The sequence below is a fragment of the Streptomyces tritici genome, from assembly GCF_048500665.1.
GTDB lineage: Bacteria > Actinomycetota > Actinomycetes > Streptomycetales > Streptomycetaceae > Streptomyces > Streptomyces tritici.
Window position 1 is genome coordinate 4,012,443 of the sequence record NZ_CP183183.1, and the last position, 12,151, is coordinate 4,024,593.

A 12,151-nucleotide genomic window follows, 5' to 3' on the forward strand; every position below is an offset into this window, starting at 1 on the left:
CACCGCAAAGCCTAGCCACCCACCCCCGCCCGAACCGCTGATCAATCCGGTGGCGAAGCACCCCCGCACATCAGGTATCGTTTACGTCGTTGCCACGGAGCACCGCCGAAAAGCGGCTCCACCGGCGACATCCCATGGCGGTGTGCCCGAGTGGCCAATGGGAGCGGACTGTAAATCCGTCGGCTTAGCCTACCCAGGTTCGAATCCTGGCGCCGCCACGCGAGAAGACCCCCGGTGTACGCACCGGGGGTCTTCGCGTTGTGCGGGGGCCGACGGGGCGTCAGTTGCCCGCCACGTCGCGGACCGCGACGGTGACCGGGACGGTGCCGGTGACGAGTTCGAGGGTGAGGCCGGCGGTGGCGGGGGTTTCGAGGAGTTCGGCGAGGACGGCGGCGACGTCGTCGCGGGGGACGGTGCCGCGGCCCGTGTCGGCGGCCAGGTGGACCAGGCCGGTGCCGGCGTCGTCGGTGAGGATGCCGGGGCGCAGGATCGTCCAGTCCAGGCCGGTGCGGGACGTGACGTACGCGTCCGCCTCGCCCTTCGCGCGCCGGTAGGCGTCGAAGACCTCGTCGCCCTCGTGGTCCGGGTCCGCGCCCATCGACGAGACCACGACGTGGCGGCGGACGCCCGCGCGTTCCGCCGCGTCGGCGAACAGGATCGCCGCGTCCCGGTCCACCGTGGCCTTGCGGTCCGCCCCGCTGCCCGCGCCCGCGCCGGCCGCGAAGACGGCGGCGTCGGCGCCCTGCAGGACCGCCGCGACCATCTCCACCGAGGCCGACTCCAGGTCGAGCACCACGGGTTCGGCGCCGGCGTCGCGCAGGTCCGCCGACTGTTCCGGCGAGCGGATGATCCCCGCGACCTCGTGTCCGCCCGCCGAGAGCAGCCGCTCCAGGCGCCGTGCGATCCGACCGTGTCCTCCAGCGATGACAATGCGCATACTCACGACCGTACGTCGCTCCCGCCCGGCGCACCGCCCGATTCCGGCCGGGCCTGGCGGGGCAGGTCGAGGGCCGCCGCCGAGTCGCAGTACTCGCGCACCGCGCTCGTCCGGGCCACCACCCGGCCGCGGTGGATCACGATCCGGCTGTACGCGAGGGACAGCACTCCCGTCAGTCGCTCGCCGCGCACCGCGAGCAGTTCCGCCGGGAAGCCCGCCTCGACCCGCACCTCCGGCAGCCCCATCGCCGCCCGTGCCGCCGCGCTCACCGCGTCGTACGCGTCCTGCGGCCGCAGCCCGTCCTGCGAGGCCAGCAGGTACGCGGGCTCCAGCGGGTCGCCCCGGCCCACCGGGTTCGCCGCGTCCCGCAGCGCCCCGCCGCCCGCCGCGAGCCGCACGCCGGCGGCCCGCAGCAGCCGCGCCGGGGCCGCGCCGCGGCCCTCCACGGCCGAGCAGCCGCCCTGCGGCAGCGTCACCACCGTCACTCCGGCCGCCGCCAGCCGGTCCGCCGTGCGCCGCGCCACGTCGGCCGGCAGCCGGTCGAGGCCCGCGCAGGGCCCGATCGCGACCCCGGCCCGCAGTCCGCCCGCCATCGCCGCCAGCCGGGCGAGCCGCGCCGGGTCGTCGCCCTCCGTGTGCAGGTCCACGGGTGCGCCGTGCTCCGCCGCCACCTCCAGCACGGCCTCCACGTACCCCGTCGGGTCGGGGTCCAGGTCCGGGCAGCCGCCCACCACCCCCGCGCCCATCTTCAGCGCGTCCCGCAGCATCGCCAGCCCGTCCGCCCCCGCCACCCCGGTCAGCAGCCGCGGCACCGCCACGGTCGTGAGGTCGGCGAGTCCGCGCAGCGAGCGCCGGGCCTGCAGCACGGCCTCCAGCGGGCCGAGCCCCTGCACGTCCCCGACGCGCACGTGCGCGCGCAGCGCGGTCGCGCCGTGTCCGAGCTGGAGCAGGGCCGCCTCGGTGGCCCGGCGCTGCACCTCGTCGGCGGCGTACGAGACGGGGCCGGGGGTGTCGGCGCCGAGCGCGGTGTCGGCGTGCAGGTGCGGTTCGGCGGGGGCGGGCAGCAGCAGGTACCCGGTGAGGTCGACGCGGGCGCCGACGGCCGTGAGGCTGCCGGCCGTGCCGACGGCCTCGATCCGCCCGCCGCCGAGCCGCACGTCGACGGTCCGGCCGTCGGTGAGCCGGGCGCCCGACAGCAGCAGCGAGGTCGTGTCGGCGGTGGCGGCGCCCCAGTCGTCTCCAGGGGGCGGGGGCTGGGGCTGCTTGCTGTCGGCTGACATGGGGCTCCTCGGGGCTCCTCAAGATCAAGATCACGCAGCGTGGGCCCGAGCCTAGGGGCGGTGCGGCCGTACGTGGAGGAGGAGCGCAATAGTCGTACTGACGAGTCCACGAGTGGCCTACGGGACACGCGGGAGGGCTGCCGGGGCCGTCGCCGGAGGGCGGTGGGAAACGGATTTGGGCGAACGGCCGCCGACCGTGTAATGTCTTCATCGCTCGCCCCAATAGCTCAGTCGGCAGAGCGTCTCCATGGTAAGGAGAAGGTCTACGGTTCGATTCCGTATTGGGGCTCTGGTGAGAAGGAACCCGTCTTCGGACGGGAACCGGATCATCAAAGCGGTGTAGCTCAGTCGGTAGAGCAAGCGGCTCATAATCGCTGTGTCACCGGTTCAAGTCCGGTCACCGCTACACACAGTAGCCGATTGTGGGGTCGGTCCTTCGATCGGCTACTCTTTCTTGCGTTAATCCGTCAACCCGTCCGTCAAGGAGCACTCACGTGGCTGCCACCGACGTCCGCCCGAAGATCACGCTGGCCTGCGTGGAGTGCAAGGAGCGGAACTACATCACCAAGAAGAACCGGCGCAACAACCCGGACCGTCTTGAGATGAAGAAGCACTGCCCGCGCTGCAACGCGCACACTGCGCACCGCGAGACGCGCTAAACAGGCTCGACCACGAGGCCGTCCCCACTCCAGGGGGCGGCCTCGCGGCGTTTTCCCGCACCCCGGGGATCCCCGAGACACTCCGACACAGCAGCAGCCAGGAGGGAACGAGTTCATGGCGCTCGACCAGTCCTTCGTGGGGCGGACCTATCCGCCCACCGCGCCGTACGAGGTCGGCCGGGAAAAGATCCGCGAGTTCGCCGAGGCGATCGGCGACGCGAATCCCGCGTACACCGATCCGGAGGCCGCGAAAGAACTCGGGCACCCCGATGTGATCGCCCCGCCGACTTTTGTGTTCGCGATCACTTTCAAGGCCGCCGGCGAGGTCGTCCAGGACCCGCAGCTCGGGCTCGACTACAGCCGCGTCGTCCACGGCGACCAGAAGTTCGCCTACACCCGCCCCGTCCGGGCCGGGGACCGGCTCTCGGTCACCTCCACCATCGAGGCGATCAAGTCCCTCGCGGGCAACGACATCCTGGACATCCGCGGCGAGGTCCACGACGAGAGCGGCGAGCACGTCGTGACCGCGTGGACCAAGCTCGTGGCACGCGCGGCCGAGGAGGGCTGACGATGGCGGCGAAGATCGCTTACGACGAGGTCGAGGTCGGCACGGAGCTGCCGGCGCAGTCCTTCCCCGTGACCCGCGCCACGCTGGTGCAGTACGCGGGCGCCTCCGGGGACTTCAACCCGATCCACTGGAACGAGAAGTTCGCCGTCGAGGTCGGGCTGCCGGACGTCATCGCGCACGGCATGTTCACCATGGCCGAGGCGATCCGCGTGGTGACGGACTGGGTCGGCGACCCGGGCGCGGTCGTCGAGTACGGCGTTCGCTTCACCAAGCCGGTCGTGGTGCCGAACGACGGGACCGGCGCGCTCGTCGAGGTCAGCGCCAAGGTCGCGGCCAAGCTGGAGGACGGCCGGGTCCGCGTCGACCTGACGGCCGTCTCGGCCGGCCAGAAGGTCCTGGGCATGTCCCGCGCGGTGGTCCAGCTCGCCTGAGACGTACGTCACGATGCCCCCGGCGCGCGTGCGTCCGGGGGCTTCGACGTTCCCGGGGCCATCCCCGAGGGCCCCGTACTCTTGTGCCCGTGCACGTACTCCACGACGCCCCCCTCGCGCCCCTGACCACCTTCCGGCTGGGCGGACCCGCCCGGCGGCTCGTCACGGCCACGACGGACGCCGAGGTGATCGACGCCGTCCGCGAGGCCGACACGGCCGGCGAACCGCTGCTGATCATCGGCGGCGGCTCCAACCTCGTCATCGGGGACAAGGGCTTCGAGGGCACTGTGCTGCGCATCGCCACGCAGGGCTTCGCGCTCGACGGGACGCGGCTGGAGGTCGCGGCCGGCGAGGTGTGGACCGACGTGGTCGCCCGCACCGTCGAGGCCGGGCTCGCGGGCGTCGAGTGCCTGGCCGGCATCCCCGGCTCGGCGGGCGCCACGCCCATCCAGAACGTCGGCGCGTACGGCCAGGACGTCTCCGCCACGATCACCGAGGTCGTCGCGTACGACCGGGTCGACCACACGGTCGTCACGCTCACGAACGAGCAGTGCGGATTCTCGTACCGGCACAGTCTCTTCAAGCGGAACCCCGACGACTACGTCGTGCTGCGCGTCCGTTTCCAGCTGGAGGACGCCGGCGGCCTGTCCGCGCCGATCGCGTACGAGCAGACCGCCCGCGCCCTCGGCGTGGAGATGGGAGAGCGGGTGCCGCTGGCGCACGCCCGCGAGACCGTCCTGAAGCTGCGCGCGAGCAAGGGCATGGTGCTGGACGCCGAGGACCACGACACCTGGTCCGCCGGCTCGTTCTTCACGAACCCGATCCTCACGAACGAGGAGTTCGCCGCCTTCCGCGCCCGCGTGGCCGAGCGGCTAGGCGCGGACGCCGAGCCCCCGGCGTACCCGGCCGGCGACGCCTTCACCAAGACCTCCGCCGCCTGGCTGATCGACAAGGCCGGCTTCACCAAGGGCTACGGCTCCGGGCCCGCCCGCATCTCCACCAAGCACACCCTCGCCCTCACCAACCGCGGCGAGGCCACCACCGAGGACCTGCTCGCCCTGGCCCGCGAGGTCGTCGCCGGCGTCCACGACGCCTTCGGCGTCACCCTGGTCAACGAGCCCGTGACCGTGGGCGTCGAGCTCTAGGGGGTGTCTCGCCGATCACGCCGGGAGCCCGGCGTGATCGGCGAGACACCCCCTACGACGCCAGCCAGTCGTCGACCCCCGACAGCAGCTTCTGCCGGACCTCCTCCGGGGCCGCTGACGCCCGCACCGACTGGCGGGCCAGCTCCGCGAGTTCCTCGTCCGTGAAGCCGTGGTGCCGGCGGGCGATCTCGTACTGGGCGGCCAGGCGGGAGCCGAAGAGCAGCGGGTCGTCCGCGCCGAGCGCCATCGGGACGCCCGCCTCGTACAGGGTGCGCAGCGGCACGTCCTCGGGCTTCTCGTACACGCCGAGCGCCACGTTCGACGCCGGGCAGACCTCGCAGGTCACGCCCTTCTCGGCGAGGCGGCGCAGCAGCCTCGGGTCCTCGGCGGCGCGCACGCCGTGCCCGACCCGGGCCGCGTGCAGGTCGTCCAGGCAGTCCCGCACCGACGCGGGCCCCGTCAGCTCGCCGCCGTGCGGGGCGGCCAGCAGGCCGCCCTCCCGGGCGATGGCGAAGGCCCGGTCGAAGTCGCGGGCCATGCCGCGCCGCTCGTCGTTGGAGAGGCCGAAGCCGACCACGCCCCGGTCCGCGTAGCGGACCGCCAGCCGGGCGAGGGTCCGGGCGTCCAGCGGGTGCTTCATGCGGTTGGCGGCCACCAGGACCCTGATGCCGAGGCCGGTGTCCCGGGAGGCGGTCTCCACGGCGTCGAGGATGATCTCCAGGGCCGGGATCAGACCGCCGAGCCTCGGCGCGTACGACGTCGGGTCGACCTGGATCTCCAGCCAGCCCGAGCCGTCCCGGACGTCCTCCTCCGCGGCCTCCCGCACCAGCCGCTGGATGTCCTCCGGGGCGCGGAGGCAGGAGCGGGCGATGTCGTACAGCCGCTGGAACCGGAACCAGCCGCGCTCGTCCGTGGCGCGCAGCTTCGGCGGCTCGCCGCTCGTCAGCGCCTCGGGGAGGTGCACCCCGTACTTGTCGGCCAGTTCGAGCAGCGTCGTCGGGCGCATCGAACCGGTGAAGTGCAGGTGCAGGTGGGCCTTCGGCAGAAGCGTGAGATCGCGTGCGTGCTCCATCGCCCGATCTTGCCCCACCCGAATGGACTACGGGAGTCCCTTTCCACGATCGGGACCTTGCCCGTACGCACGTACGGGCGCGTGACGGGCAGATGTGCGGACACGTGTGCCAACGCGCGTACGGGCATGAGAACGGGCCCCCGGCGCGTCGCCGGGGGCCCGTCGGGGGCATGCGTCAGTCGCGGGCCTCGGCCAGCAGCTTCTGGATCCGGGAGACGCCCTCGACCAGGTCCTCGTCGCCGAGCGCGTACGAGAGCCGCAGGTAGCCCGGGGTGCCGAAGGCCTCGCCCGGGACGACCGCGACCTCGGCCTCGTCAAGGATCAGCGCGGCGAGGTCCACGGAGGTCTGCGGGCGCTTGCCGCGGATCTCCTTGCCCAGCAGGCCCTTCACCGACGGGTACGCGTAGAACGCGCCCTCGGGGGTCGGGCAGACCACGCCGTCGATCTCGTTGAGCATCTTCACGATCGTCTGGCGGCGGCGGTCGAACGCCTTGCGCATCTCCGCGACCGCGTCGAGGTCGCCGGAGACGGCGGCCAGAGCGGCGACCTGCGCCACGTTGCTCACGTTGGACGTGGCGTGCGACTGCAGGTTCGTCGCGGCCTTCACCACGTCCTTCGGGCCGACGATCCACCCGACGCGCCAGCCGGTCATCGCGTACGTCTTGGCGACGCCGTTGACGATGATGCACTTGTCGCGCAGGGCCGGGACGAGCTTCGGCAGCGAGGTGAACGTCGCGTCGCCGTAGACCAGGTGCTCGTAGATCTCGTCGGTCAGGACCCACAGGCCGTGCTCGGCGGCCCACTCGCCGATCGCGCGCGCGTCCTCCTCGCTGTACACCGCGCCGGTCGGGTTCGACGGGGACACGAAGAGCAGCACCTTCGTGTTCTCCGTGCGCGCCGCCTCCAGCTGCTCGACGGAGACCCGGTAGCCGGTGGTCTCGTCGGCGACGACCTCCACCGGAACGCCGCCGGCCAGCCGGATCGACTCCGGGTACGTGGTCCAGTACGGCGCCGGGACGATGACCTCGTCGCCCGGGTCCAGGATCGCGGCGAAGGCCTCGTAGATGGCCTGCTTGCCGCCGTTGGTGACGAGCACCTCGGCCGGGTCGACCTCCAGGCCGGAGTCGCGGAGGGTCTTCTCGGCGATCGCCTTCTTCAGCTCGGGCAGGCCGCCGGCCGGCGTGTAGCGGTGGTACTTGGGGTTCTTGCAGGCCTCGACGGCCGCCTCGACGATGTAGTCCGGGGTCGGGAAGTCGGGCTCACCGGCGCCGAAGCCGATCACCGGACGGCCGGCGGCCTTGAGGGCCTTGGCCTTGGCGTCGACGGCGAGGGTGGCGGACTCGGAGATCGCGCCGACTCGGGCGGAGACCCGGCGCTCGGAGGGAGAAGTGGCAGCGCTCATGCGGCCATGGTCCCAGACCCTCTCCGGGCCGGGCACACAGGTTTCGAAGGACGGACAGGACTGGTCAATACCGGTCGGACGGGCGGCGCGACGGGCCGCGGGCGGGCTTTCTGTTCGACGCCGGGCTCATGAACACGTACACTCACTGCTCGTTGGCCCACACCGACCACGTCTCACGATGCGGTAGGTTGGGGACACCGCAAAGGGTCGTAGCTCAATTGGTAGAGCACCGGTCTCCAAAACCGGCGGTTGGGGGTTCAAGTCCCTCCGGCCCTGCTACACACACCGCCAGGTTGTGTGCGCATGTACGTCTTCATTGCACCGCCGTGCGGCTCCATCCGGGCGCGGCACGGCCACGACCCGGAATCAGGTGAGAGATCGTGACGGACGCCGTAGGCTCCATCGACATGCCTGATGCCCAGGATGAGGCACCGGACTCGAAGAAGAAGCCGCGCAAGGGCGGCAAGCGCGGGAAGAAGGGCCCTCTGGGCCGCCTCGCGGTCTTCTACCGCCAGATCGTCGCCGAGCTGCGCAAGGTCGTCTGGCCCACTCGCGGCCAGCTGACGAGCTACACCACTGTGGTGATCGTCTTCGTCGTCGTCATGATCGGCCTGGTGACCGTGATTGACTTGGGCTTCCAGGAAGCAGTCAAGTACGTCTTCGGCTGATTCCCGCGGAGGGCGCCCCCGCGGCGCCCCTTTTCGCATGTTCCACCCCATCTGTATCGCAGGAAGAAGCAGCCACCGTGTCTGACCCGAACCTGAACGTTGAGGACGAGCTCGACATCGTCGAGGCCGCCGACGAGGACCAGGCCGAGGCTGCTGACGCCGCTGCGGGCGAGGCAGCCGAGGAGTCCGCCGTCCACGTCGAGGACGAGGTCGACGCCGAGGACGAGGACGAGGCGGACGCCGAGGAGGCCGACGAGGCCGAGGCGGAGGCCGACGAGACCGAGGCCGTCGAGGACGCCGAGGAGGAGCCGGCCGCTCCGGTCGACCCCGTCCAGGCGCTGCGCGACGAGCTCCGCGGTCTGCCCGGCGAGTGGTACGTGATCCACACCTACGCGGGCTACGAGAAGCGCGTGAAGGCCAACCTGGAGCAGCGCGCCGTCTCGCTGAACGTCGAGGACTTCATCTACCAGGCCGAGGTCCCCGAGGAAGAGATCGTCCAGATCAAGAACGGCGAGCGCAAGAACGTCCGGCAGAACAAGCTGCCCGGCTACGTGCTCGTCCGCATGGACCTGACGAACGAGTCCTGGGGCGTCGTCCGGAACACCCCCGGCGTCACCGGCTTCGTGGGCAACGCCTACGACCCGTACCCGCTGACCCTGGACGAGATCGTCAAGATGCTCGCCCCGGAGGCCGAGGAGAAGGCCGCCCGCGAGGCCGCCGAGGCCGAGGGCAAGCCGGCGCCGGCCCGCAAGGTCACCGTCGAGGTCCTGGACTTCGAGGTGGGCGACTCGGTCACCGTCACCGACGGCCCCTTCGCCACCCTCCAGGCGACGATCAACGAGATCAACGCCGACTCGAAGAAGGTCAAGGGCCTCGTCGAGATCTTCGGTCGCGAGACCCCGGTCGAGCTCAGCTTCGACCAGATCCAGAAGAACTGACCCCACAGGTTTCCGACCAGGTCAGAGTGGCTGTTCCGGCCGCTCTGACCTGCTCGGTTTTTAGCCGCGCGAGGATACCCGTTATCGTTGTGCGGTATGCCTCCATCCGGACGACCGGATGGATCGGCTGAAAACTCTCACTAGGACCCGGAGAGAGCACATGCCTCCCAAGAAGAAGAAGGTCACGGGGCTTATCAAGCTCCAGATCCAGGCCGGCGCGGCCAACCCGGCTCCGCCGGTCGGCCCCGCGCTGGGTCAGCACGGCGTCAACATCATGGAGTTCTGCAAGGCCTACAACGCCGCGACCGAGTCGCAGCGTGGCATGGTCGTGCCGGTGGAGATCACGGTCTACGAGGACCGTTCCTTCACCTTCGTGACCAAGACTCCGCCGGCCGCCAAGCTGATCCTCAAGGCCGCGGGTGTGGACAAGGGCTCCGGCGAGCCGCACAAGACCAAGGTCGCGAAGCTCACCAGCGCCCAGGTCCGCGAGATCGCCTCGGTCAAGATGCCCGACCTGAACGCCAACGACCTGGACGCCGCCGAGAAGATCATCGCCGGCACCGCCCGTTCCATGGGCATCACGGTCGAGGGCTGATCAGCTCCCGTCTGACCTCTGTGGCAGGGCCGGCGCGGCCCGCACCACAACTCCACACCTGAACCACCAGGAGAAGAAGTGAAGCGCAGCAAGGCTCTCCGCGCAGCGGACGCCAAGATCGACCGGGAGCGGAACTACGCCCCGCTCGAGGCCGTCCGTCTCGCGAAGGACACCGCCACCACCAAGTTCGACGGCACCGTCGAGGTCGCCCTGCGTCTGGGTGTCGACCCGCGCAAGGCCGACCAGATGGTCCGCGGCACCGTGAACCTCCCGCACGGCACCGGCAAGACCGCCCGGGTCCTGGTCTTCGCGACCGGTGAGCGTGCCGAGGCCGCGGTCGCCGCGGGCGCCGACATCGTCGGCTCCGACGAGCTCATCGACGAGATCTCCAAGGGCAACCGCCTGAACGAGTTCGACGCCGTCGTCGCCACCCCGGACCTCATGGGCAAGGTCGGCCGCCTCGGCCGCGTGCTCGGTCCGCGTGGTCTCATGCCGAACCCGAAGACCGGCACCGTCACCCCCGATGTCGCGAAGGCTGTCAACGACATCAAGGGCGGCAAGATCGAGTTCCGCGTCGACAAGCACTCGAACCTGCACTTCATCATCGGCAAGGTCTCCTTCGACGAGACCAAGCTGGTGGAGAACTACGGCGCGGCCCTGGAGGAGATCCTCCGTCTGAAGCCGTCCGCCGCGAAGGGCCGCTACATCAAGAAGGCGACCCTGACCACCACGATGGGCCCCGGCATCCCGCTGGACCCGAACCGCACCCGCAACCTCCTCGTCGAGGAGGACCCGGCCGCGGTCTGAGCCTCCTAGGCCCTCTGGGCCGGCTCTGAAGCGCCTCGGGCCCCGCACCTCTCCGGAGGAGCGGGGCCCGATTTGCTTGCCGCGTGGGGGTTCGCGTACTCTCTTCGAGAAGCCAGAGACCGCTGGTCGTCGCTGTGCCCGAAGGGTGCGGTGGCCGAAGGATTCGCTGCGATGCGAGCGACCCGCGCAGGTGACTGAGGATGAGTTCCCGGACGTATGTCCGGTCGAGCTGAGCCCCGTGCGCCTGCGCCCGGGGCGTTTTGTTTTGTTCAGCCCCTTCCGCGCGGTCCATCACCCGGAAGGAGGCCGACGCTTATGGCAAGGCCCGACAAGGCTGCCGCGGTAGCCGAGCTCAAGGACAAGTTCCAGAGCTCGAACGCCGTCGTGCTGACCGAGTACCGGGGTCTCACCGTGTCGCAGCTCAAGACGCTGCGTCGTTCGCTCGGTGAGAACGCCCAGTACGCTGTGGCGAAGAACACGCTGACCAAGATTGCGGCCAACGAGGCCGGGATCACCGCGCTCGACGACCTGTTCGTCGGTACCACCGCGCTCGCCTTCGTCACCGGTGACCCGGTGGAGTCGGCCAAGGGTCTTCGTGACTTCGCCAAGGAGAACCCGAACCTCATCATCAAGGGCGGCGTCCTTGACGGTAAGGCTCTCTCCGCCGACGACATCAAGAAGCTTGCGGACCTCGAGTCCCGCGAGGTTCTGCTCAGCAAGCTGGCCGGCGCCTTCAAGGGCAAGCAGTCCCAGACTGCTTCGCTCCTCAAGGCTCTGCCCTCGAAGTTCGTCCGCACCGCGGAGGCGCTTCGTGCCAAGCAGGCCGAGCAGGGCGGTGCCGAGTAATTCGGCTCGCGCATTGATCCGCAGCGCCGCCTAGGCGTCGCAGCGGGTCGCAGCGGGCCGACAGTACGCCCGCCTCACATGTACATCCGGCACCTGCCGATTTAGTGGAAGGATCGCCCATCATGGCGAAGCTCTCTCAGGAAGACCTGCTCGCGCAGTTCGAGGAGATGACCCTCATCGAGCTCTCCGAGTTCGTGAAGGCGTTCGAGGAGAAGTTCGACGTCACCGCCGCCGCGGCCGTCGCCGCCGTTGCCGCCCCGGCCGGTGGTGGCGCTGGCGCCGAGGCCGTCGAGGAGAAGGACGAGTTCGACGTCATCCTCACCGGCGCCGGCGACAAGAAGATCCAGGTCATCAAGGTCGTGCGTGAGCTGACCTCCCTGGGTCTGAAGGAGGCCAAGGACCTCGTCGACGGCACCCCGAAGCCGGTCCTCGAGAAGGTCAACAAGGAGGCCGCTGACAAGGCCGCCGAGGCCCTCAAGGGCGCCGGCGCCTCCGTCGAGGTCAAGTAACACCTCGTCGCGCCAGCGACTTCTCGCGAGCGTGTAACGCTCAGCGCATGAAAGGCGATCACCCATGCGGGTGGTCGCCTTTCGGCGTTCCCGCACGGCGCGTGGCGGCGGTCGTCCGGCGGGCTCCCGGCAGAGTATGGTGATCTTCGCCGTGCGCCCCGCAGGCCGGGGGCCTTGACGAACCGCACGCAGCGCGCAATTCTCAGGACGCGTCGTCACAACGATCCGTATCCGAGGCATGGATCGACGACCGAGTGGGCAGTATCGAGGTGCGCCGCATGGCGCGAGGTACCG

The 12,151-nt window shown here is 70.4% G+C and carries 14 protein-coding genes and 4 tRNA genes; 14 read left to right on the plus strand and 4 right to left on the minus strand.

All coding sequences use genetic code 11. The features are described from left to right. Positions 1-136 precede the first annotated feature (136 nt). Positions 137-218 (plus strand) — tRNA-Tyr (locus ACNJ93_RS18655). Positions 219-280: 62 nt separating this feature from the next. Here ACNJ93_RS18655 and ACNJ93_RS18660 read toward each other — a convergent pair. Then, positions 281-937 carry an SDR family oxidoreductase gene (locus tag ACNJ93_RS18660; protein ID WP_418958540.1) on the minus strand — a complete coding sequence of 219 codons (657 nt, stop codon included), beginning with the start codon at positions 935-937 and terminating at the stop codon, positions 281-283. 2 nt (positions 938-939) lie between these two features. After that, positions 940-2,217 carry an amidohydrolase family protein gene (locus ACNJ93_RS18665; RefSeq protein WP_418958541.1) on the minus strand — a complete coding sequence of 426 codons (1,278 nt, stop codon included), beginning with the start codon at positions 2,215-2,217 and terminating at the stop codon, positions 940-942. Positions 2,218-2,433: 216 nt separating this feature from the next. On the opposite strand from ACNJ93_RS18665, the gene ACNJ93_RS18670 reads away from it, so the two are divergent. From ACNJ93_RS18670 to ACNJ93_RS18695, 6 genes are all read left to right on the plus strand, one after another. Next, positions 2,434-2,506 (plus strand) — tRNA-Thr (locus ACNJ93_RS18670). Between the two features lie 44 nt (positions 2,507-2,550). Next, positions 2,551-2,623 (plus strand) — tRNA-Met (locus ACNJ93_RS18675). A gap of 88 nt (positions 2,624-2,711) precedes the next feature. Continuing rightward, positions 2,712-2,876, plus strand: coding sequence for a 50S ribosomal protein L33 (rpmG, locus tag ACNJ93_RS18680; protein ID WP_003948671.1), 165 nt, complete (start codon positions 2,712-2,714; stop codon positions 2,874-2,876). A gap of 115 nt (positions 2,877-2,991) precedes the next feature. Then, positions 2,992-3,444 (plus strand): FAS1-like dehydratase domain-containing protein, encoded by a 453-nt coding sequence (locus tag ACNJ93_RS18685; protein WP_418958542.1) that lies wholly within the window; start codon positions 2,992-2,994, stop codon positions 3,442-3,444. A 2-nt stretch (positions 3,445-3,446) separates the two neighbouring features. Next, complete coding sequence (locus tag ACNJ93_RS18690; protein ID WP_418958543.1) at positions 3,447-3,875, plus strand: MaoC family dehydratase; 429 nt, start codon at positions 3,447-3,449, stop codon at positions 3,873-3,875. Between the two features lie 89 nt (positions 3,876-3,964). Further along, a complete protein-coding gene (locus tag ACNJ93_RS18695) occupies positions 3,965-5,020 on the plus strand; it encodes a UDP-N-acetylmuramate dehydrogenase (RefSeq protein ID WP_418958544.1) in 1,056 nt (351 codons plus the stop codon). Between the two features lie 52 nt (positions 5,021-5,072). Here ACNJ93_RS18695 and ACNJ93_RS18700 read toward each other — a convergent pair whose 3' ends face one another. Beyond that, positions 5,073-6,092 (minus strand): adenosine deaminase, encoded by a 1,020-nt coding sequence (locus tag ACNJ93_RS18700; protein ID WP_418958545.1) that lies wholly within the window; start codon positions 6,090-6,092, stop codon positions 5,073-5,075. A gap of 175 nt (positions 6,093-6,267) precedes the next feature. Further along, on the minus strand, positions 6,268-7,494 hold the full coding sequence (locus ACNJ93_RS18705) for a pyridoxal phosphate-dependent aminotransferase (protein WP_418958546.1): 1,227 nt from the start codon (positions 7,492-7,494) through the stop codon (positions 6,268-6,270). Between the two features lie 203 nt (positions 7,495-7,697). Between ACNJ93_RS18705 and ACNJ93_RS18710 the strand changes: the two genes are divergently transcribed. The 7 genes from ACNJ93_RS18710 to rplL all read left to right on the plus strand — a co-directional run bounded on the left by ACNJ93_RS18710 (position 7,698) and on the right by rplL (position 11,857). Continuing rightward, a tRNA-Trp gene (locus tag ACNJ93_RS18710) sits at positions 7,698-7,770 on the plus strand. A 104-nt stretch (positions 7,771-7,874) separates the two neighbouring features. Further along, positions 7,875-8,162: a preprotein translocase subunit SecE gene (gene secE, locus ACNJ93_RS18715; RefSeq protein ID WP_418958547.1), complete on the plus strand. Its 288-nt coding sequence runs from the start codon at positions 7,875-7,877 to the stop codon at positions 8,160-8,162. A gap of 77 nt (positions 8,163-8,239) precedes the next feature. Continuing rightward, positions 8,240-9,100, plus strand: coding sequence for a transcription termination/antitermination protein NusG (nusG, locus tag ACNJ93_RS18720; RefSeq protein ID WP_418958548.1), 861 nt, complete (start codon positions 8,240-8,242; stop codon positions 9,098-9,100). A 160-nt stretch (positions 9,101-9,260) separates the two neighbouring features. Next, a complete protein-coding gene (gene rplK / locus ACNJ93_RS18725) occupies positions 9,261-9,695 on the plus strand; it encodes a 50S ribosomal protein L11 (RefSeq protein ID WP_418958549.1) in 435 nt (144 codons plus the stop codon). A gap of 78 nt (positions 9,696-9,773) precedes the next feature. Continuing rightward, positions 9,774-10,502 (plus strand): 50S ribosomal protein L1, encoded by a 729-nt coding sequence (rplA, locus tag ACNJ93_RS18730; protein WP_418958550.1) that lies wholly within the window; start codon positions 9,774-9,776, stop codon positions 10,500-10,502. Between the two features lie 315 nt (positions 10,503-10,817). Continuing rightward, the gene (gene rplJ, locus ACNJ93_RS18735) at positions 10,818-11,348 is read left to right on the plus strand and encodes a 50S ribosomal protein L10 (RefSeq protein ID WP_418958551.1); all 531 of its coding nucleotides are present in this window, start codon (positions 10,818-10,820) and stop codon (positions 11,346-11,348) included. Between the two features lie 122 nt (positions 11,349-11,470). After that, on the plus strand, positions 11,471-11,857 hold the full coding sequence (gene rplL, locus ACNJ93_RS18740; RefSeq protein WP_418958552.1) for a 50S ribosomal protein L7/L12: 387 nt from the start codon (positions 11,471-11,473) through the stop codon (positions 11,855-11,857). Positions 11,858-12,151 lie beyond the last annotated feature (294 nt).

Excerpts from the sequence above, each read along its gene's own strand:
- rplL (WP_418958552.1), top strand. The coding sequence starts at position 11,471 with ATGGCGAAGCTCTCTCAGGAAGACCTGCTCGCGCAGTTCGAGGAGATG.
- rplK (WP_418958549.1), top strand. The coding sequence starts at position 9,261 with ATGCCTCCCAAGAAGAAGAAGGTCACGGGGCTTATCAAGCTCCAGATC.
- ACNJ93_RS18665 (WP_418958541.1), bottom strand. The coding sequence starts at position 2,217 with ATGTCAGCCGACAGCAAGCAGCCCCAGCCCCCGCCCCCTGGAGACGAC.
- ACNJ93_RS18660 (WP_418958540.1), bottom strand. The coding sequence starts at position 937 with ATGCGCATTGTCATCGCTGGAGGACACGGTCGGATCGCACGGCGCCTG.
- ACNJ93_RS18685 (WP_418958542.1), top strand. The coding sequence starts at position 2,992 with ATGGCGCTCGACCAGTCCTTCGTGGGGCGGACCTATCCGCCCACCGCG.
- ACNJ93_RS18700 (WP_418958545.1), bottom strand. The coding sequence starts at position 6,092 with ATGGAGCACGCACGCGATCTCACGCTTCTGCCGAAGGCCCACCTGCAC.
- ACNJ93_RS18705 (WP_418958546.1), bottom strand. The coding sequence starts at position 7,494 with ATGAGCGCTGCCACTTCTCCCTCCGAGCGCCGGGTCTCCGCCCGAGTC.
- rplJ (WP_418958551.1), top strand. The coding sequence starts at position 10,818 with ATGGCAAGGCCCGACAAGGCTGCCGCGGTAGCCGAGCTCAAGGACAAG.
- ACNJ93_RS18690 (WP_418958543.1), top strand. The coding sequence starts at position 3,447 with ATGGCGGCGAAGATCGCTTACGACGAGGTCGAGGTCGGCACGGAGCTG.